Source organism: Streptomyces sp. NPDC058985 (genome assembly GCF_042740985.1).
In the GTDB taxonomy this organism is placed as follows: domain Bacteria; phylum Actinomycetota; class Actinomycetes; order Streptomycetales; family Streptomycetaceae; genus Streptomyces.
The window spans coordinates 1-19,923 of record NZ_JBHYJX010000046.1 but is presented as its reverse complement, the minus strand read 5'-3'; the positions used below and the strand labels follow the sequence as shown (position 1 = coordinate 19,923).

Genomic DNA, 19,923 nt, shown 5'->3' with positions numbered 1-19,923 from the left:
GCGCCGGCAGCCAAGGCCCCACCTCCGTGGGGACGTAGAGGGGGATGCGATCCGGCATGGCCAATTTCTCGAAGTCGAACGTGCCGCAGTTCGCGGTGGACGTCTACCAGAACGAGTACCTGCCCGAGGGCGGCCAAGAGGTCAACGCCATCGTGACGGTCACCGCGACCGGTGGCGGCACGGTCGGGAGCGCGGTCGCCGCGCCCCACCTGTACTCGCCGGGCCAGGGCCCGTCGGCGGCCGTGGCGTTGCTGGTCGACTGCTCGGGCTCGATGGACTACCCGCCGACCAAGATGCGCAACGCCCGTGACGCGACGGCCGCCGCGATCGACACCCTGCGCGACGGCGTGCACTTCACGGTGGTCGGCGGCACCCACGTGGCCAAGGAGGTCTATCCCGGCGGCGGCCGTCTCGCGGTGGCCGGCGCGGCCACCCGGGCGCAGGCCAAGCAGGCCCTGCGCAAGCTCGGCGCGGGCGGCGGCACCGCCATCGGCACCTGGCTGCGGCTGGCCGACCGGCTGCTGGCCACCGCGGACGTCGCCATCCGGCACGCCATCCTGCTCACCGACGGCCGCAACGAGCACGAGTCGCCGGAGGACCTCAGGGCGGCTCTCGACGCCTGCGCCGGGCGGTTCACCTGTGACGCACGCGGCGTGGGCACCGACTGGGAAGTGAAAGAAGTCACAGGGATCGCCTCCGCGCTGCTCGGAACGGCCGACATCGTCGCCGATCCTGCGGGCCTGGCCGCCGACTTCACGCAGATGATGGAGACGGCCATGGGCAAGGAGGTCGCGGACGTCGCGCTGCGCCTGTGGACCCCGGTCGGCACCACCGTGCAGTTCGTCAAGCAGGTCGCGCCCACCGTCGAGGAGCTGACCGGCCGCCGCTCCGAGGCGGGGCCGCGGGCCGGGGACTACCCCACCGGTTCCTGGGGCGACGAGTCCCGCGACTACCACGTCTGTGTGCGGGTACCGGCCGCCGAGCTGGGCCGGGAGATGCTGGCCGCCCGCGTCTCGCTGGTCATCCCGGAGCCTGGGGGCACCTCCCGCTCGAGCGAAGCCGAGAGTGGGGGAGGCACGGTGCAGAGCCTTGGCGCGCAGGGTCTCGTACGGGCCGTGTGGACGGACGACATGACCGCCTCCACGTCCATCAACCCGCAGGTCGCCCACTACACCGGGCAGGCCGAACTGGCCCAAGTCATCCAGCAGGGGCTGGATCTGCGCAAAGCGGGCGACATCGACGGAGCAACGGCCAAACTGGGCCGCGCGGTTCAGCTCGCGGGGGTATCCGGAAACGGCGATACGGCGAAACTGCTTGCGAAGGTGGTGGACGTGGTGGACGCGGCGGCGGGTACTGTGCGACTGAAAGCGAAGGTGGAGGAGGCCGACGAGATGACTCTCGAGACCCGGTCGACCAAGACCGTTCGTGTGAAGAAGTGACGCAGGACCATCCGCGCGACACGCCCGCAAGAGAGGGAAGCCCCGACATGCCGACCTGCCCGAACGGACACCAGTCGGGTTCCGACGACTGGTGCGAGGTCTGCGGTCACCGCATGGCCGGTGCCGTGCCGCCCCCTCCGCCGCCACCGCCCCCCGGCGGCGGCTACGGCTTCCCGCCGCCCGGCGGTCCGGGCGGTGGTCCCGGCGGTCCCGGCGGCGAGCCGCAGCTGTGCCCCCAGTGCCGTACGCCCCGGGAGGGCGGTGCGCCCTTCTGCGAGGAGTGCCGGTGGAACTTCCTCACCAACACGGCCACCTCGTACACCCCGGCCGCCCCGCGCCCGCCGGCCTCCGGCGGCCCGGCGCCCTTCCAGCAGCCGCCGGGGGGTCCCTCGTACGGCGGCGGTGACGCGTACGGCTACCAGGGCTCACGCCCGTCCCAGATGAACCGCCCCGCCGAGCCGATCCCGCCGGGCCCGCCCTTCGGCGGCGACCCGTCGGGGCGCGGTGGCCCGGGCGGACCGGGTGGCGGTTCCGGCGGGCCTGGCGGTCCCGGTGGGCCTGGCGGGCCGGGCGGTGGTCCAGGCGGGCCCGGCGGTGGCCCTGGCGGTGGTCCCGGCGGGCCGAACAGCCCCTCGGGCCCGTTCGGCCCCGGTGGCCCTGGCGGTCCCGGCGGTGGCCCTGGCGGGCCCAGCGGTGGTCCCGGCGGGCCGAACAGCCCCTCGGGCCCGTTCGGCCCTGGTGGTCCCGGTGGGCCCGGTGGTCCGGGTCATCCGGGTGGTCCGGGTCGCTCCGATGGTCCCGGCGAGCAAAACGGTCCCGGTGGTTTCGGAAGCCAGGGCGGCCCCAATGGCCCCGGCGGTTTCGGTGGCCAGGGCGGCCCCAACGGTCCTCATGGTCCCGGCGGCCCCGGTGGATTCGGCGGGCCCGGCGGGCCCAACGGCCCCGGTCACCCCGGCGGCCCCGGTGGTCCCAACGGCCCCGGTGGCCCCGGTGGCCCCAGTGGCCCCAGTGGCCCCAGTGGCCCCAGTGGCCCCAGTGGCCAGAACGCCCCCTCCGGCCCCCCGGCCCCGCCCCCGTTCGGCGGTGACCCGTCGCGGCCGGTTCCGCCGCCGCCCGGGCCCGTTCCCTCCGGTCCCGGCGGGCCGGGTGGCCCGCAGGGCGGCTACGGCCACCCGCAGGCCGGTGCCACGCAGACCCCGCCCGCGCCCGGCCAGGGCTTCGGCGGCGGTGACGACGACTGGGTGCTCTCCCCGCCGTCCTCGACCGGTCCCGGCGGCCCGGGTGCTCCGCAGGGCGGCTACGGCTTCCCGCAGACGGGAGCCACCCAGGCACCGCCGTCGCCCACCGGCCCCGGCGGACCGGGCGGACCGCAGGGCGGCTACGGCTACCCGCAGACGGGGGCCACCCAGCCCCCGCCCGGCCAGGGCTTCCCGCAGCAGCCGGCGACCTGGTCGGCGACCATCGGCCCGGACCGCGACTACTTCATGGCGATGATGCACCGCTCGGGCCCCGAGGCCGCGGGCCTGAACCTGCCCGCGTACTCGCCCGAGCAGCAGCGCACGCTCACCGGCAACCAGATCACCATCGGGCGCCGCCGGCACTCCACCGGTGACACCCCGGACATCGATCTGGCGGTACCGCCGGAGGACCCGGGCGTCTCGCACCAGCACGCGGTGCTGGTGCAGCAGCCGGACGGCAGCTGGGCGGTCGTCGACCAGAACTCGACCAACGGCACGACGGTCAACGGCGGCGAGGAGCCGATCCAGCCCTTCGTGCCGGTACCGCTCCAGGACGGCGACCGGGTGCACGTCGGTGCCTGGACGACGATCACGATCCGCCGGGGCTGACGCGGGCGGGCCCGTCCGTCAGGTGAAGGGCCAGGCGTACGGGCCCTCGGGATCGTCCAGCCACGCCCAGGCCCGTGCGCCGCTGAGGGTGATGCCGAAGCGCTCGCGGTGCGGGGCGTCCTCGCGCTCCCAGAGCGCGTACGCCTCCTGCGGGTCGAGGCTGCCCCGGCTCAGCGCCAGCAGGAAGCGGAACAGGTCGTTCTCCCGGGCCCGGCGCGGCACCCCGCCCAGGCCCTGCGGCTGCGGCGCGCAGGCGTCCGCGCCGCGCAGCGGCACGAAGTACGCGGGCGTGGGCAGGAAGCGCCCCTCGGCGTGCGCCGCGTCGTGGACGGTGAGGACGACCAGCCCGGTGGCGAGCGGGGTCAGGATCCTGCCGCCGGGACGGCACTGGGCCGGCCAGGCAGGCGGCACCGAGGCGAGCGAGCAGGTGGCGAGGATCCGGTCGTAGGGGGCGCGCTCGGGCACTCCGCGGGCGCCGTCGCCGGTGACGACGGCCGGACGGTATCCGGCGGCGGCCAGGTGCCGGCGGGCCGACTCGGTGATCTCCGGTTCCAGATCCACGGTGGTGACGAGGTCGTCGTCGCCGAGCCGGTGGGCGAGCAGGGCGGCGTTGTAGCCGGTGCCGGCGCCGATCTCCAGGACCCGGTCGCCGTCCGTCACGTGCAGTTCCGCCAGCATCATCGCCATCAGCGAGGGCTGGCTGCTGGAGGAGACCAGTTCGCCGTCGCGCATCCGGGTCGCCAGCGGGGCGTCGGCGTACGCGCCGCGCACCCAGCGCTCCCGGGCGTCCCGGTCGGGGTCCTCGCCCCACCGGCGTTCGTAGCCGCCCCGGACGCCGACGTAGTAGTACGGCACGAAGAGGTGGCGCGGGACCGTCCGGAACGCCTCCCGCCAGACCGGGTCGGCCGCCCAGGCGCCGCTCAGCTCGATCTCCCGCACCAGCTCCGCCCGCGCCGAGGCCGCGAGGCGGTCCAGGTCCTCGTGCCCGCCCATGCCTCCACAGTACGGGGCCCGGGCGGCGGCGGGACCTAAGTCCGAAGTCCTATGTCCAGGCGTCTGACACCATGGACGACGTGAATGAGATTCGGCGCGGCACGCTTCAGGAGCAGACCTTCTACGAGCAGGTCGGCGGGGAGGAGACCTTCCGCCGGCTCGTGCACCGTTTCTACCAGGGTGTCGCCGAGGATCCGATCCTGCGGCCGATGTACCCGGAGGAGGACCTGGGGCCGGCCGAGGAGCGCTTCACGCTCTTCCTCATGCAGTACTGGGGCGGACCGACGACGTACAGCGAGAACCGGGGCCACCCGCGGCTGCGGATGCGCCACGCGCCGTTCGCCGTGGACCGGGCGGCGCACGACGCCTGGCTGAAGCACATGCGGGTCGCCGTCGACGAGCTGGGGCTCTCCGAGGAGCACGAGCAGACGCTGTGGAAGTACCTGACGTACGCGGCGGCCTCGATGGTCAACACCGCCGGCTGACCGGTCCGTCCATGGGCGCCGGGGACGGGTGACGGGCGGATTCCGGTCGCCCGACGCCGGATTCCGGTCACGATCCGGTCAACTCCGGGCCCCAGGCGCTTACTTCCGTACCTCGTCCTCTGACAGCATCGCCGAGAGGTCTGGACAACGTCGGCGGGGGGCCGGGTGGCGGGGTACGGGGGATTCGCGGGGTTCGTGCTGCTGCGCGCTCGGGCGCACCGCCTGCTGCTCGCCGCCGCCCTGCTCACCGTGGTGCTCACCACCGCGGTCCTGACGACCCTGACCGCCTATGCGGGCGCGGTCGGCGACGCGGCCCTGCGCCACGCCCTGGCCGATCCCCGCAACGCGGCGGACACCGCGCTGGTCGTCAAGGCGGACGTGCCCGACGAAGGGCGCGAGAAGGCCGGGCGCACCGTGCGCGAGGGCGCCCGCATCACCTTCGGCGGACTGCCGGTCACCGTCCGGGAGATGGCGCGGTCGGGGGCGTACGGCCTGCCCGGCACGCTGCGGCCGCCCGGCGAGCGCTCGGACGACCCGGACCTGACCTACTTCGCGGCGCTGGACCCGGCGCAGGTGCGCGTCACCGAGGGCCGGCTGCCGCGGGAGGGCGCCGGAGGGAGCGGTGGAGGAAACGGCGGAGGAAGCGGCGGAGCCGTCGAGGTCGCGCTGCCGACGGCCGCCGCCGAGCGGCTGGACGTCCGGCCCGGCGCCCGGCTCACCCTCGCCGACCGGTTCGACGGTCCGGACGTGGTCGTCGAGGTGACCGGCCTGTACCGGCCCGCCGACGCCGCGGCCCCCTACTGGCGGCTGGACGACCTCGCCGGGCGCGGCGTCAGGAAGGGCGGCTTCACGACGTACGGCCCGCTGCTCGCCGCCCCCGGGGTGCCGGCCGGGGGCGCGGTGAGCGCGGGGCCCTCGGGGTGGCTGGCGACGGCCGACTTCTCCTCGGTGACGGCCGGGCGGACGGACGAGCTGCGGGAGGCGGCCCGGGGCGGCATGGCGTGGCTGCGCGACCGCCCGGCCCTCAGCGGCTCCACCGCGGCGACCACCTCCCTGCCCGAGGTACTCGACCGGCTCGACCGCTCGCTGCTGGTCTCCCGCTCCACGCTGCTGGTCGTCGCCCTCCAGTTGGCCCTGCTCGCCGGGTGCGCGCTGCTGCTGGTGGCCCGGCTGCTGAGCGCCGAGCGGGCGGCCGAGCGGCGGCTGCTGCGGGCGCGCGGCGCCTCCCGGGCACGGCTGGGGTCGCTGGCCGCGCTGGAGGCGCTGCTGCTGGCCGTCCCGGCGCTGGTCCTCGCGCCGCTGCTCGCCGGGCCGCTGACCCGGCTGCTGGCCGGCCAAGGGTCGCTGGACCGGATCGGGCTGCGGCTCGAGGTACCGGCCTGGGGCGGCGGCGGGGTGTGGCTGACGTCGGGTGCGGCGGCCCTCGGGTGCGCGCTGGCGGTGACGCTGCCGGCCCTGGCCTCCTCGCTGAACGCCGGGGGCCGCGTCCGCGCGCTGCCCGCCCCGCTGCGCGCCGGTGCCGACGTCGGGCTGCTGGTGGTCGCGGGCGTCGCCTACTGGCAGCTGTCCCGGCAGACCTCGGGGGCGGTGAGCGGCGACGGCTCCGGGGCGCTCGGCATCGACCCGCTGCTCGTGGCGGCGCCCGCGCTGGCCCTGCTGGCGGGGACGGTGCTGACGCTGCGGCTGCTGCCGCCGGTGGCCCGGCTGGCCGAGCGGCGGGCGGCCGGCGGACGCGGGCTGACCTCGGCGCTGGCGGGCTGGCAGCTCAGCCGCCGGCCGATGCGCGGTGCCGGTCCGGTGCTGCTGCTGGTGCTCGCGGTGGCCCTGGGCATGCTCGCGATCGGTCAGGACATCTCCTGGGAGCGCTCACAGGACGATCAGGCGGACTTCCGGGCCGGGGCCCCGGTGCGGGTCCTGGCCCACGGTTCGGTGGGCCCGGGCCGCACCGAGACCTACGCGGACGTCGAGGGCGTACGGGAGGTGGCCCCCGCGGCGCGCTCCACGCTGCAGTTGTCCGGCGGCCGCGCGGCGACGGTCTTGGCCCTGGACACCGGGCGCGCGGCGGACACGATGCTGCTGCGCCCGGACCTGTCCGACGAACCGGCCGGGACGCTGCTGCCCCCGCTGGGCGCCCAGGAACCGGCGGCGGGCGCGCGGGTACCCGCCGGGACGGTCCGGCTGGGGGTGACCGCCACCCTGCGCGGCGGCCCGGGCGGCGGCGGGGAGAGCGCCACGGGACCGGCGGACGTGACGGTCACCGTGCGGGACCGCTACGGCATCCCCTTCCGGCTGCCGGCCGGCGAGCTGCCCCCGGACGGCCGCCGCCACACGCTGGAGCTGGACGTCTCCCCGGGTGGCCCGCTCACCGTGACCGGCGTGGAACTGGTCACGGCCCAGCCGGCCGGCCGCGCGGAGCGGCACCGCCTGACGCTGACGGAGCTGACCGCCACGGCGGCCGACGGGACCGTACGGCGCCCGGCCCTCCCCCGCTCCTGGACCGCCTCGGTGCGCGGCGACGGGTCGGCCTCGTCGCCGGACGCGGACACCAGTCCGACCAAGCCCCGGCTCGCCCCGTCCGGGCCGCCGTCGGTGGAGTACGGCACCGGGTACCAGCCCGCCGACCCGTACAGCACCCTGACGTCGGCGGTGACGCTGCGCCTGGACGTCGTACAGCCCGCGCCACCGCGGCTCACGGCCGTCGCGACCGACCGGTACCTCGACTCGGCGGGCGCCCGCGTCGGACAGAGCGTGGACGTCCGGCTCGACGGCCACAGCCTCCCGGTGCGGATCGTGCGCTCGGTCCGCGCCCTGCCGACGACGGCCACGCCCGACGCGACGACCCCGACGGCCTCGCCGGCCCCGACGACTCCGGCGAAGGACGGCGGCGCCCTGCTGCTCGACCTGCCGTCCGTGAACCGGGTGCTCCAGGCGAAGTACGGCGAGGCCCTCGCCCCGACCGAGTGGTGGCTGCGTCCGGAACCCGGCGGCACGAGCGGGGTCGTCACGGCGCTGCGCGCCTTCCCGGACCTGGAGCCCTCGCAGGTCGTCGTGCGCGACGAACTGGCCGCGGGCCTGCGCGACGACCCGTTCGGCGCCGGTCCTGAGGCGGCCTTCACCGCGGCGGCCGGGGTGGCGGCGGCGCTCGCGGCGGTCGGGTTCGCGGTGAGCGCGACGGGATCGCTGCGGGAACGCGGCGCCGAGTTCGCGATCCTGCGCGCCCTGGGCGCCCCGCGCCGTCGGCTGGCCCGCACGGTCGCCGTCGAGCAGGCGGTACTGCTGGTCCTGGCCCTGCTGGTGGGCACGGCCCTGGGCGCGGTGCTGCCCCGGGCCGTGATCCCCCTGATCGTGCTCACCCCGCAGGCCACCCACCCGGTCCCGGACGTGCTGGTCGCCCTGCCCGCCGGCCGGGTCGCCCTCCTCCTGGCGGGTGTCGCCGTCACGCCCCTCCTGGTCACGGCGGCCCTGGCCCTGCGCCGCACGGACCCGGCGTCGGCGTTGCGCGAGCAGGGAGGTGAGGCGCGGTGATCCACGTTCACCCCACCGCGGGGTCCGTCACCCGCGCGAGCGCCCCGGTCACCGCGCGAGCACGCGTCACAAACGCCCCGACCACCACCCGAGCACGCGTCACAAACGCCCCGACCACCACCCGAGCACGCGTCACAAACGCCCCGACCACCGCGCGAGCACGCGTCACAAACGCCCCGACCACCGCGCGAGCACGCGTCACGAACGCCCCGGTCACCGCGCGGGCGCGCGTCACGGGCCAGGGACGACAGAGAGGTGAGGCGCGGTGAAACCGGTGAGTGCTCCCTGGGTCCGCACCCGGCTTCGCGCCGCGCCCGGTGCCGCCTGGGCCCTCGCGGTGCTGGTGGCGCTGACCGCGTGTCTGGCCGCCGCCTTCCCGCGGGCACTGGACCGGTACGCGGACGCGGGCCTCGACCGGGCTCTGGCGCAGGCCCGCCCCGACCGGACCAGCGTGCTGGTGCTCGCCCCGCAGCCCGACTTCGGTCTCTCGCCGCGAGAGCGGGAGGAGTCGCTGCGCCCGGACCCGCTGGGCCGGCGGTACGCCAAGGCGGTCGCCGCCGTGGACCGCCGCGCGCCGCTCGCCGTCGACCGGGGGCAGTCGACGTACGGGGTGCGCACCACCCAGGGTCTCCCGGTGCCGGAACCCTGGCTGCCGCAGCCGAGCGGGCTGCCGGCCCGGTTCTACTTCGCCGCCCAGCACGGCCTCGGCGACCACGCCCGGATCGGCTCCGGCCGCCTGCCGCGCGTGACGGGCGCCCCGGTGACCGCCGCGACCGGCGCGCTGGAGGCGGCCGTCACCACCGAGACGGCCCGGACGCTGCGCATCAAGGTGGGCTCCGTCCTGCACGTGCCCGGCGTCGAACGCGCCCCGCTCACCGTCCGGATCACCGGCGTGCTGGCCCCGCGCGACCCCGACGGCGCCTACTGGTCCACCCAGCCCGTGCTGCGCAAGCCGTCGCTGATGACGGTGCCGGGGGCGGCGGGCGCGGACCGCGAACGCTACTGGCTGGGCACGCTGCTGCTCGCCCCGGACGCCGGGCCCGCCCTGCTGGGCACGGCCGGGACCCCGGTCCGCTACTGGCAGCTGGCCCCCGAGACCGACGCGCTGCACGCCCACGACGTGGACGGGCTGACCTCGGCCGTCGCCGCCCTGGAGTCCGGTCCTGGCCTGCGCGAGGTGCGTTCGGAGGTCGACCCGCTGGCGGACGTGAGCACGGACCTGGACGAGACGGCCCTCGCCTTCGACGGGCTGCGGTCGGGCATCGGCCCGCTGATCGCGGTCGCCGCCGCCGGGGCCGGCACGGTCGCGGGGGTCGTGCTGCTGATGGCGGGCGGCCTGGCCGCCGACCGCCGCCGCGCCGAACTCGCCCTGCTGCGGGCCCGGGGCGCCTCCCTACCGGGCGTCGCGGGGCGGCTGTTCGCCGAGACCGCCGTGGTCGCGCTGCCCGCGGGCGCCCTCGGCCTCGCCGCCGCGCTGTTCGCGCTGCCCGGTGGCCGGCTCGCCCCCGCCGTCTGGGCGGCCGTCGCGGTCACCGCCGTGGCCTGCGCCGCGCTGCCCCTGCGCGCGGCCGTCGCGCACCGCGCCGTACGGGTCCACGACGGCCGCCGGGACGTGGCCTCCGCCCGTCCGTCCCGGCGGCGTACGGTCGCCGAACTCACGGCCGTCGCCCTGGCGCTCGGCGCCGTCGAGACCCTGCGCCGGCGCGGCGCGTCCGGCACCGGCGGGGACCTGGTGTCGGCGGCACCGGTGCTGGTCGGGGTGATCGCCGCGCTGGTGCTCGTACGCCTGTACCCGCTGCCCCTGCGCCGCCTCGCCCGCCCGGCGGGACGCCTGCGCGGCGCGGTGGGCCACCTGGCGCTGGCCCGCGCGGGCCGTACGTCGGCCTCGGCGGTGCTGCCGCTCCTCGCCCTGCTGACCGCGCTCACCACGGCCGCGTTCGGCGGCTCGGTCCTCGCCGGGGTGGCGGACGCCCGCGACCGGGCGGCGCTGCTCACCGTCGGCGCCGACGCCCGGATCGAGGAGACCGGGCCGCTCCCGGCCGGCCTGTCCGACCGCGTGCGCGGCACCCCCGGCGTCCGGGACGTGGTCGAGGTCGGACTGAGCTACCAGGCCAAGGACTCGGACGGCCGCCAGACCCTGCCGGTGGCCGGCGTGGACCCGGCCGCCTACGCGCGGCTCGCGGCAAGGACCGGGCTCGGGGCCTTCGAGGCGGAGGAGCTGAAGCGGCGCGGCGGTTCCGAGGAGCCGCAGCGGGCGCTGGCCTCGCCGGGCGTCGCGGAACGGTTCGGCGCCGGGCCGTTCCGGATCCGCATGGAGGACGGCACCTTCGTCACGGTCCGGATCGGCCTCGTCCGCGACCGCACCCCCGCCGTCCCGGGTGAGGACTTCCTGGTCGTGGACCGGGCCGGACTCTCCGCCGAGGCGGCCCGCCCGACCGTACTGCTGCTGACCGGCGACCAGGTGGACGCGGGCGCGCTGCGCCGTGCGGCGGGCGACGACGCCGGTGCCGGGACCAGTGCGGTGACGCTGCGGTCCGAGGAGCGGGACCGGTACGTCGACTCGCCCCTCCAGTCCGGCGCCGAGCGCGTCTACGCCGGTGCCGTCGTCGCGGGCACCGGCTACGCCGTCCTCGCCCTGCTGCTGTCGCTGCTGCGCGCCGCTCCCGAGCGCGCCGCCCTGCTGGCCCGGCTGCGCACCATGGGGCTCACCCGGGCGCAGGGCCGCCGGCTGCTCGTCCTGGAGTCCCTCCCCCAGGCCGTGCTGGCCGCCGCGGGAGGGGCTCTGACCGGCTGGGCGGCGATCCGTCTGCTCGCCCCCGGCCTCGACCTGACCACGATCGCCCTGGCGGGCACCGCGTCCCCGGTGGGCCGCGCCGAACTGCGCACCGACCCGTGGTCGCTGGCCCTGCCGGCGGTCGCGGTGCTGGTGGTGGCGGTGGGTGTCGCCGGGGTGCAGGCGTGGTGGTCGGGCCGGCGCGGGTCGGTCACCGAACTGAGGGCGGGGGACGCGCGGTGAAGGCGTTCCCGGCGAGACGGGCGTTCCAGGCGGGCCTGAAGGACCGCTCCCCCACCGGCTCCCCCGGCCGACGAGCCCCATCCGCGCAGGAGGCACGATGACGACGAACCCGACCCTCGCCGACCTGGCCGGCCGTGCCACCGCGTCCCGCGACCGGCCCGCCTACGGCCACGACGCGCTGATCACCTGCGACCGCCTGGTCCGGATCTTCAGCGCGGACGGCGTGGAGGTGCAGGCCCTCCAGGGACTCGACCTGCTGGTCCGCGAGGGCGAGTTGATGGCCCTGGTCGGTGCGTCGGGCAGCGGTAAGTCCACGCTGATGAACATCCTGGCCGGCCTGGACACCCCCACCGCCGGGGCGGCCCGGGTGGCGGACCGCGACCTGCTCACGATGACCGCGAAGGACCGCCTCGCCTACCGCCGCGAGGTGGTCGGCTTCGTCTGGCAGCAGACCTCACGCAACCTGCTGCCGTACCTGACGGCGGCCCAGAACGTGTCCCTGCCGATGCGGTTGGCGGGCGCACGCGGCCGGACCGGCCGACGGGCCCGTGCCGAACGGTCCCTGGAGCTCCTGGAACTGCTGGACGTCGCCGACTGCCGCGACCGCCGCCCGCGGGAGATGTCCGGAGGTCAGCAGCAACGCGTCGCCATCGCGGTGGCCCTCGCGGGCGCGCCCTCGGTGCTGCTCGCCGACGAGCCGACGGGCGAGCTGGACTCCCACACGGCGGAGCAGATCTTCGCCGCGTTCCGCACCGCGAACGAGCACCTGGGCACCACCATCGTCATCGTCACCCACGACCAGGCGGTGGCGGGCGAGGTCCGCCGCACGGTCGCCATCCGCGACGGCCGCACCTCCACGGAGGTCCTGCGCCGCAGCGAGGTGGACGCCGCGACCGGCCACGAGACGGTGGTGGCCCGCGAGTACGCCATGCTCGACCGCGCCGGACGGCTCCAGCTGCCCGCCGACTACACCGCGGCCCTCGGCATGCGCGACCGCGTCGCCCTGGAACTGGAGGCCGACCACATCGCCGTACGCCCGGACGACAGTGATCGGTGATCAGCGATCAGCGATCAGCGATCAGCGATCAGCGATCAGCGAAGGGTCCCCCGACGAAGGTCAGCGCACGCTGATGCCGAGGGCGCCGGTGCCCGCCCGGCGCAGCGCGACGGACCCGTAGGGCGTACGGAGCCGGAGCCAGGCGCCCGAGGAGAACAGACCCGGCGCGTCCTCGGCGGACTGAGCCCCGGGCCGCAGGAACCCCAGTGACTGGGCCGCGTGCACGGCCCGTACCGGCAGCCCGGTGTCGCCGACCGTCCGGGACCAGATGTCGCGGCCGATCCGGTCCAGCTCGGCCCGGGTACGCGTCTCGGCCGTCAACTCCCCCGTACGGGAACGGAACTCCGCCACCGCGGAGGCGACCAGCGCGCGCAGGGCGTCCGGCGCGGGAAGCCCCGGCTCGGACCGCCAGCCGCCGCGCGGGGGCAGCACCCCGGCCCAGGGCGGCCCGGTCACGGCACCCGGAACCCCAGCAGTGGCCGACTGCTCGTCGACCGTCTCCAGCAGCTCACCGGCGGAGACGGTCACGTCCAGGGTGACGTCGAGTCCGTTCTCGTACGGCTTGGCCAGCCGTACGGCGCGCACGGCCAGCACCTCGAAGGAGGGAGGCCGGCCGAAGACCGCGAGAGCCGTACCGGCCGCCTGGAGACGGACGGCGGCCGAACGGTCGTAGTGGAGCAGCCGGGAGAGGAAGGCCGCGAGATCCGCGGCCTCCCCCTCGTCGGCCAGATGGAGCACCGTCATGCGGCGACGGCCTCCTCCTTTTCGTCCGTGTACTCGCGCAGGAACTCCCGTTCCTCCGCGGTGATACGGCGGGGCCGCTGCGTCTGGAAGTCGAACGGCACGATCACCGTCGAGGCGCGGACGTAGACCACGTCCCCGTCCTTGACCTCGTAGGTGAGCGTGAAGGAGGCCGCCCTGATCTCCGTGACCCACAGCTCGATGTCGACCGGGTGGTGCCGGTGGACGAGCTGCCGCTTGTAGTCGATCTCGTGGCGCGCCACCACAGACCCCTGCTGGAAGTCCTTCTCCGGGCGGAACAGGAAGTCGATGCGTGCCTCCTCCAGGTAGCGGAGGAAGACCACGTTGTTGACGTGGCCGTACGCGTCCATGTCCGCCCAGCGCAGCGGGCAGCGGTAGATGTGCCGCAAGATCGATCAGCCCCGGGTCAGCTTCTTGTAGGTGGCGCGGTGCGGACGTGCGGCGTCCGCACCGAGCCGCTCGACCTTGTTCTTCTCGTACGACTCGAAGTTGCCCTCGAACCAGAACCACTTGGACTCGCCTTCGTAGGCGAGGATGTGTGTGGCGACCCGGTCGAGGAACCACCGGTCGTGGGAGACGACCACGGCGCACCCGGGGAACTCGAGGAGGGCGTTCTCCAGGCTGCCGAGGGTCTCGACGTCGAGGTCGTTGGTCGGCTCGTCGAGGAGCAGCAGGTTGCCGCCCTGCTTGAGGGTGAGCGCGAGGTTGAGCCGGTTGCGCTCACCGCCGGAGAGCACCCCGGCCGCCTTCTGCTGGTCCGGCCCCTTGAACCCGAAGGCGGAGACGTACGCGCGGCTCGGCATCTCGACCTGGCCGACGTTGATGTAGTCCAGCTCGTCACTCACCACGGCCCACAGCGACTTCTTGGGGTCGATGTTCTCGCGGCTCTGGTCGACGTAGGAGATCTTGACGGTGTCGCCGACCTTGATCTGCCCGGAGTCCGGCTCCTCGAGGCCCTGGATCATCTTGAACAGGGTGGTCTTGCCGGCGCCGTTGGGCCCGATGACCCCGACGATCCCGTTGCGCGGCAGCGTGAAGCTGAGGTCGTCGATGAGCACCTTCTCCCCGAAGGCCTTGCTGAGGTTGTTGACCTCGACGACGACGTTGCCCAGGCGCGGGCCCGGCGGGATCTGGATCTCCTCGAAGTCCAGCTTCCGCATCTTGTCGGCCTCGGCCGCCATCTCCTCGTACCGCGCGAGACGCGCCTTGGACTTGGCCTGCCGCCCCTTGGCGTTGGACCGCACCCACTCCAGCTCGTCCTTGAGCCGCTTGGCGCGCTTGGCGTCCTTCTGGCCCTCGACCTTGAGGCGGGTCTGCTTGGTCTCCAGGTACTTGGAGTAGTTGCCCTCGTAGCCGTGCAGCCGGCCGCGGTCGACCTCGCAGATCCAGCCGGCGACGTTGTCCAGGAAGTACCGGTCGTGGGTCACGGCCACGACGGTGCCCTCGTACTTGGCGAGGTGCTGCTCCAGCCAGTTCACCGACTCGGCGTCGAGGTGGTTGGTGGGCTCGTCGAGCAGCAGCAGGTCGGGCGCTTCGAGCAGCAGCTTGCACAGCGCGACGCGGCGCTTCTCACCACCGGAGAGGTTGGCGACGGGCCAGTCGCCGGGCGGGCAGCCCAGCGCGTCCATGGCCTGCTCCAGCTGGGCGTCGAGGTCCCAGGCGTTGGCGTGGTCCAGCTCCTCCTGGAGCTTGCCCATCTCCTCGAGCAGCGCGTCCGAGTAGTCGGTGGCCATCTGCTCGGCGATCTCGTTGAACCGGTCGAGCTTGCCCTTGACCTCGGCGACACCCTCCTGGACGTTCTCCAGGACGTTCTTGTCCTCGCTCAGCGGGGGCTCCTGCAGCAGGATGCCGACCGTGTAGCCCGGCGACAGGAAGGCGTCACCGTTGGACGGCTGCTCCAGCCCGGCCATGATCTTCAGCACGGTCGACTTACCGGCACCGTTCGGCCCGACCACGCCGATCTTCGCGCCGGGCAGGAAGCTCAGGGTGACATCATCGAGGATCACCTTGTCGCCGTGCGCCTTGCGCGCCTTGCGCATGGTGTAAATGTACTCAGCCAAGAGAAACCGTCCGGCAGCTTGAATCAGGCAGTGGGCAGATACACCCCATCTTGCCGCACCGCCACCGCTGTGAGGAAACGCGTTCCCTGCGGGGCTCCTGACCTGGCCTTTCCCGGATGCCCCCGGAGCCTCACCTGTCACTGTCGGTCGCCGCCGATCGGCCTCGGGCACCCTCGCAGGGCCCAGGGACGGCCCAGCCCGAGGGCGCCGCTCCCCCGCTGCGCGGAGCTACGGTGCTGCCGTGACCAGCTCATCGGAGCGCCCGCTCCTCTTCCTGGACGTGGACGGCCCACTGATCCCTTTCGGGTCGCCGGCTGGCCATTCGGAGGTCACTGCCGCCTCCTGGACGACCGTCGATCAGGGGAACCCGTTGCTGGCCCGACTCGACCCCGGGATCGGGGCGCGCCTCATGGCTCTGGGCTGCCAGCTCGTCTGGGCGACGACCTGGATGGAAGAGGCGAACGAAGTAGTCGCCCCGCGCATCGGCCTGCCGAGGCTGCCGGTGCTGGAGTGGCCGGACGCCGACACAAGAGGAGCCCCACGAGGTCTGCACTGGAAGACTCGCCCCATGGTCGAGTGGGCCGCCGGCCGACCCTTCATCTGGGTCGACGACGAGATCAGCACCATGGACCGCCTCTGGGTCGACGCCAGCCACCCCGGGCCTTCACTCCTGCACCAGGTCGAGCCGACCAAGGGCCTCAATGGCGCCGACTTCTACGCGCTGGCCGGATGGCTTGATGCCGTCACGCCGAGATGAGCACACCTCAGGGCTGCGAGTTCCGGCCCCGCTGACGTCAGGGCACGATGTCAACGGAACACCTGCGGAACTGGGCAGACTTCCAGCGGCTCCTCCGGCCGGTCCGCCCACCGCCACCAGGTATGCCGATCAGCGCACCGCCATAGAGATCGGCAAGCCCTCCCGCCGTCGTCGTCTCTCTTGACCAGCACAAGACCGCCCGGCTTCAAGGGCTGCCCGCACTCGGGACAGGACAGAGCATCGTCGGCCATACGGCGAACCCTAGGCGTGGCTCTCGGTTGATCGGGATCTCATAGACGATCTCGCAGTGAGCCGCAGGGACCACGATGTCGGCTGTCTCCACGGACCTACCGTCGTCGCTGCCGATGCTGGCGGACACGGGGTCGGTGTACGGCACCGTCTCACTTTCGGTGGCCTGGTGGGTGGGTGCTGGGGCACCTGCTGCACGGCCTCGTCATGCCGGTCATGGCGCACGCCGTGGGCACCACCCTGCCGTCGTCAGTGGTCGACGTGTACGGACCGACTCGACTGCTCCTTCTCGGACTTGGCGGAGGGGTACTCGCCGTACTGGGTGCGCTGGCGCCGGCGGGCTGGGCGGCCGGGACCCGTACGGCCACCGCGCTACGCACCGAGTAGCCCGATGACCGCTCGGCAGCCCGAGGCAGCTGGTCGCCACGGCGGGGGCGCCGGGCACAGCGCGGAAGGCGAAGTTCTTGACCCTCACGCGGCGTCATGCCGCATGGTCGGGGACATGGAGGAACACCTGACCGTGGGACGCGTGGCCGAGCTGGCCGACGTGAGTGTCCGCACACTGCACCACTACGACGAGATCGGTCTCGTGAAGCCGTCCGCGCGGACCGCGACCGGATACCGGGCCTACTCGGCCGGCGACGTGGAGCGGCTGCGGGAGGTGCTCGGCTACCGGCGCCTGGGCTTCGGACTGCGCGAGATCGCGACCCTGGTGGACGACCCGGCCACCGACGCGGTCGCGCACCTGCGCCGGCTGCGCGGCCTGCTGCAGGAACAGCGCGACCGCACTGCCTCCATGGTGACGGCCATCGACCAGGAACTGGAGTCAAGGGTCATGGGGATCAGGACAGCACCTGAGGACCAACTGAAGATGTTCGGGGCGCAGTTGTACGAGTCCATCGGGTCCGCCTATCCGGCGACGCGGCGCACCGAGCCGCGGATCGCCGCGAGGATCTGGGAGGCGCTCGGGGACGCCCGGACGGTACTGAACGTCGGGGCCGGCACCGGCTCCTACGAACCCACCGACCGCGAGGTCACAGCGGTGGAACCGTCGGCGACGATGCGGGCGCAGCGTCCTGCGGACGCGGCGCCGTGCGTGGCCGCCAGTGCGGAGCAACTGCCCTTCCCCGACCAGTCCTTCGACGCCGCGATGGCGGTCAGCACCGTTCATCACTGGCCGGACCCGGTCGCCGGGCTGCGCGAGATGCGACGGGTGGCCCGCCGCGTGGTGGTGTTCACCTACGACGCGAGTACGACCGGCTGGCTCGAGCGGTTCTGGCTCACCCGCGACTACCTGCCGGAATTCGCCGGCCTTCTCGCCGGCTGGCCCTCCCTGGCCGACATGACCCGCGCGATCGAAGGCCAGGCCGAGCCGGTGCTCATCCCGTGGGACTGCGCCGACGGCTTCTTCGAAGCCCACTGGCGCCGGCCCGATGCGTACCTCGACGAGCATGTGCGCCGCGCGGTATCGGTATGGACCAGAGTCGGGCCGCGGGCCGAGCAGCGAGCGGTGGACAGCCTCCGCGACGACCTTTCCTCGGGCCGGTGGGCCGAGCGCAACCGGGACCTCGTCGCCCTCGACGCGGCGGAGCTGGGCCTGCGCCTGCTCGTGTCCTGAGCCACCCGTGGCCGGTGACATGGATCGCGTGTGGGTCATGGATCACGTATGGGTAGCGGCCCGCCACCCTGGGCCCTCACTCCTCCGTCACGTCACCCCGGCGAGAAGGCTCACTCGGCCTGCGCTGACGCCCCGTCAGCGACCGGCCGCGGACAGCTCCAGCCGTCGGCCCTGGAAGCGCTCGCGCAGGAGCCGGTCGTGGGTCACCACCACGAGGGTGCCGGTGTAGTGGGCCAGGGCCGCCTCGATCTCCTCCATCAGGGACGGGACGAGGTGGTTCGTCGGTTCGTCCAGGAGGAGCAGGTCGAGGGGGCCGGACGTGACCAGGCGGGCGAGTTCGAGCTTGCGGCGCTGTCCGACGGACAGGTCGCGCACGGGGACGGACAGGTCCGCGGGGTGGAACAGTCCCAGTGCGAGCAGCGCGTCGGCGTGCTCGTCGGAGTGGCCCGGGCGGCCGGACGCGTAGGCCGAGAGGAGGGGGCGGGCGTCGAAGGCGGCTTCGGGGGCGCACTGTTGGCGCAGATGGCCGATCCGGCGCGGGCGGCGGACGGTGCCCGCGTCGGGCGCCAGCTCCCCTGCCAGTACGTGGAGCAAGGTGCTCTTGCCCGCGCCGTTGGGTCCGGTGACGAGCAGTCGGTCGCCGGGGGCGAGTGTCAGGTGCGGGATGGAGAGGCGGCCGTCGACTCGCACCCCTTCGAGGTGGGTGGCGGTCGCCGACTCGCCCTGGAGCGGGGCGCCTTCGACGCGAGCCGTGAAGCGGAGGGGTTGCGGCGGCGCTGGTACGGGGTGCTCCGTGAGCCGCTGCAAGCGCTCGCGCGCGTTGCGGATGCGGCTCTGCGCGCCGTGGGACCGCGAGCGTGCCCGGAAGGCGCCGGCGCCGCTGAAGGCCCACGGGCCCTTGCGGGGGATCTCGGACAGCATGCCGATGCCGGAGTCCGCCAGAGCGCGCTGCCGGGCGACCTCGTCGCGCCACTGCTCGTGCTCCCACGCCCAGCGCGCCCGGGCCGCCGCCCTGGCGGTGAGGTAACCGGCGTAGCCGTTGCCGTAACGCCGCACCGCGCGCCGGTCCTGGTCCACCTCCAGCACGGTGCCGGTGACGCGTTCCAGGAACGCCCGGTCGTGCGTGGCCGCGATCACCGTGCCCCGGTGACGGCGCAGGCGGGCTTCGAGCCAGGCCACGGCCTCGTCGTCCAGGTCGTTGGTCGGTTCGTCGAGCAGGAGCAGTTCGGGGTCGGAGGCCAGCGTCGCGGAGAGCGCGAGGCGGGAGCGCTGCCCTCCGGAGAGGGTGCCGAGCGGACGCGCGCTGTCGAACGGCGCGCGCTCACCGAGGCGGCGCAGGGCCACCTCCACACGCCGGTCCGCACCCCGCCCGCCCCGTGCGTCGTACTCGGCCAGCAGCGCCGCGTACTCCTCGAATGCGTCGGGACCGGCCGTGCCCAGTGCGGACTCCGCGGTCCGGATACGACGTTCCAGGGCGCGCAGTTCGCGCAGTACGTGGTCCACGGCGTCGCCCACGCTCGCCGTGCCGGGCAGGTCGAGGGTCTGGGCGAGATGGCCGATGCCGCCCGGCGCCGTCACGGTCAGGGTGCCGTTGTCGACCGGCTCCTGTCCGGCGAGCAGCCGCAGCAGCGTGGATTTGCCCGAGCCGTTGTCCCCGACGATGCCGACCTTCTCGCCCGGTCGGACGGTGAGGGACACGCGGTCCAGGACGACTCGGTCGCCGTAGCGCTTGGTGACGTCGGCGAGGGCGATCTGGGACGTGGGTCGGGCGGGGGCGGCGTTCACGGTGGCGACTGAGGGAGCAGGGCGCAAGGGCGGTCCTTTGAGGAGGGAGCAGGAGTGAGCAGTTGCGGTGGCGGTGGCGGTGGCAATACGGCGGGAGCCGGAAGCCATTGCCACCAACTGGCACGCCCGTAAAATTAGACGATACGGTTCGTCTCGTCAAGCCTCACGAACAAAGTCCCCGGCACCACGCGCACGCGGCAGCCGGGGACTCGGACGGACGTCGGGAACCCGGGCGCTAGTGATCTGAGTCAGAGATTCGTCGGCAGTAGGCGGCGACTTTGTCGAGGATCTCGTCGGCGGTCTTCGTCCAGACGAAGGGTCTGGGGTGCT

Annotated in this window: 14 protein-coding genes and 2 pseudogenes; 10 read left to right on the top strand and 6 right to left on the bottom strand. The window is 74.3% G+C overall.

The window, feature by feature from the left end; translation table 11 throughout:
* The first annotated feature begins 56 nt into the window (after positions 1 to 56).
* Positions 57 to 1,439 carry a VWA domain-containing protein gene (locus ACFW01_RS30875; protein ID WP_234960295.1) on the top strand — a complete coding sequence of 461 codons (1,383 nt, stop codon included), beginning with the start codon at positions 57 to 59 and terminating at the stop codon, positions 1,437 to 1,439.
* Between the two features lie 47 nt (positions 1,440 to 1,486).
* Positions 1,487 to 3,286: an FHA domain-containing protein gene (locus ACFW01_RS30870; RefSeq protein WP_384509128.1), complete on the top strand. Its 1,800-nt coding sequence runs from the start codon at positions 1,487 to 1,489 to the stop codon at positions 3,284 to 3,286.
* An 18-nt stretch (positions 3,287 to 3,304) separates the two neighbouring features.
* Here the strand turns inward: ACFW01_RS30870 and ACFW01_RS30865 are convergent, their stop codons facing one another.
* Positions 3,305 to 4,279, bottom strand: coding sequence for a methyltransferase domain-containing protein (locus ACFW01_RS30865; RefSeq protein ID WP_234960293.1), 975 nt, complete (start codon positions 4,277 to 4,279; stop codon positions 3,305 to 3,307).
* 71 nt (positions 4,280 to 4,350) lie between these two features.
* On the opposite strand from ACFW01_RS30865, the gene ACFW01_RS30860 reads away from it, so the two are divergent.
* The 5 genes and pseudogenes from ACFW01_RS30860 to ACFW01_RS30840 all read left to right on the top strand — a co-directional run bounded on the left by ACFW01_RS30860 (position 4,351) and on the right by ACFW01_RS30840 (position 12,362).
* Positions 4,351 to 4,764 carry a globin gene (locus ACFW01_RS30860; protein WP_234960292.1) on the top strand — a complete coding sequence of 138 codons (414 nt, stop codon included), beginning with the start codon at positions 4,351 to 4,353 and terminating at the stop codon, positions 4,762 to 4,764.
* A gap of 468 nt (positions 4,765 to 5,232) precedes the next feature.
* Positions 5,233 to 6,159 (top strand): annotated as a pseudogene (locus tag ACFW01_RS30855) (FtsX-like permease family protein); the annotation flags it as partial.
* A gap of 1,251 nt (positions 6,160 to 7,410) precedes the next feature.
* Positions 7,411 to 8,289 carry an FtsX-like permease family protein gene (locus tag ACFW01_RS30850; protein WP_384509194.1) on the top strand — a complete coding sequence of 293 codons (879 nt, stop codon included), beginning with the start codon at positions 7,411 to 7,413 and terminating at the stop codon, positions 8,287 to 8,289.
* A gap of 265 nt (positions 8,290 to 8,554) precedes the next feature.
* The gene (locus tag ACFW01_RS30845; protein ID WP_384509123.1) at positions 8,555 to 11,305 is read left to right on the top strand and encodes an FtsX-like permease family protein; all 2,751 of its coding nucleotides are present in this window, start codon (positions 8,555 to 8,557) and stop codon (positions 11,303 to 11,305) included.
* A gap of 97 nt (positions 11,306 to 11,402) precedes the next feature.
* On the top strand, positions 11,403 to 12,362 hold the full coding sequence (locus tag ACFW01_RS30840; RefSeq protein ID WP_234960289.1) for an ABC transporter ATP-binding protein: 960 nt from the start codon (positions 11,403 to 11,405) through the stop codon (positions 12,360 to 12,362).
* Between the two features lie 60 nt (positions 12,363 to 12,422).
* Here ACFW01_RS30840 and ACFW01_RS30835 read toward each other — a convergent pair whose 3' ends face one another.
* Genes ACFW01_RS30835 through ettA form a run of 3 tightly spaced genes read right to left on the bottom strand, consistent with a single transcriptional unit; the run spans position 12,423 to position 15,184 of the window.
* Positions 12,423 to 13,106 (bottom strand): hypothetical protein, encoded by a 684-nt coding sequence (locus ACFW01_RS30835; RefSeq protein ID WP_384509119.1) that lies wholly within the window; start codon positions 13,104 to 13,106, stop codon positions 12,423 to 12,425.
* Complete coding sequence (locus tag ACFW01_RS30830; RefSeq protein WP_234960287.1) at positions 13,103 to 13,513, bottom strand: thioesterase family protein; 411 nt, start codon at positions 13,511 to 13,513, stop codon at positions 13,103 to 13,105. Before ACFW01_RS30830 ends, ACFW01_RS30835 begins: the two co-directional genes overlap by 4 nt.
* Before the next feature lie 6 nt (positions 13,514 to 13,519).
* The gene (gene ettA / locus ACFW01_RS30825; RefSeq protein ID WP_234960286.1) at positions 13,520 to 15,184 is read right to left on the bottom strand and encodes an energy-dependent translational throttle protein EttA; all 1,665 of its coding nucleotides are present in this window, start codon (positions 15,182 to 15,184) and stop codon (positions 13,520 to 13,522) included.
* 241 nt (positions 15,185 to 15,425) lie between these two features.
* Between ettA and ACFW01_RS30820 the strand changes: the two genes are divergently transcribed.
* Positions 15,426 to 15,941 carry an HAD domain-containing protein gene (locus tag ACFW01_RS30820; protein ID WP_384509114.1) on the top strand — a complete coding sequence of 172 codons (516 nt, stop codon included), beginning with the start codon at positions 15,426 to 15,428 and terminating at the stop codon, positions 15,939 to 15,941.
* Positions 15,942 to 16,215: 274 nt separating this feature from the next.
* On the opposite strand, the pseudogene ACFW01_RS30815 reads toward ACFW01_RS30820, so the two are convergent.
* Positions 16,216 to 16,302, bottom strand: a pseudogene (locus tag ACFW01_RS30815) (GntR family transcriptional regulator); the annotation flags it as partial.
* A gap of 65 nt (positions 16,303 to 16,367) precedes the next feature.
* Between ACFW01_RS30815 and ACFW01_RS30810 the strand changes: the two are divergent.
* Both ACFW01_RS30810 and ACFW01_RS30805 read left to right on the top strand, forming a co-directional pair.
* Positions 16,368 to 16,577, top strand: a complete 210-nt coding sequence (locus ACFW01_RS30810) for a hypothetical protein (RefSeq protein ID WP_384509111.1) — start codon at positions 16,368 to 16,370, stop codon at positions 16,575 to 16,577.
* A 115-nt stretch (positions 16,578 to 16,692) separates the two neighbouring features.
* Positions 16,693 to 17,808 (top strand): MerR family transcriptional regulator, encoded by a 1,116-nt coding sequence (locus tag ACFW01_RS30805; RefSeq protein WP_234960285.1) that lies wholly within the window; start codon positions 16,693 to 16,695, stop codon positions 17,806 to 17,808.
* Positions 17,809 to 17,943: 135 nt separating this feature from the next.
* Here the strand turns inward: ACFW01_RS30805 and abc-f are convergent, their stop codons facing one another.
* Complete coding sequence (gene abc-f / locus ACFW01_RS30800) at positions 17,944 to 19,701, bottom strand: ribosomal protection-like ABC-F family protein (RefSeq protein WP_384509107.1); 1,758 nt, start codon at positions 19,699 to 19,701, stop codon at positions 17,944 to 17,946.
* Positions 19,702 to 19,923 lie beyond the last annotated feature (222 nt).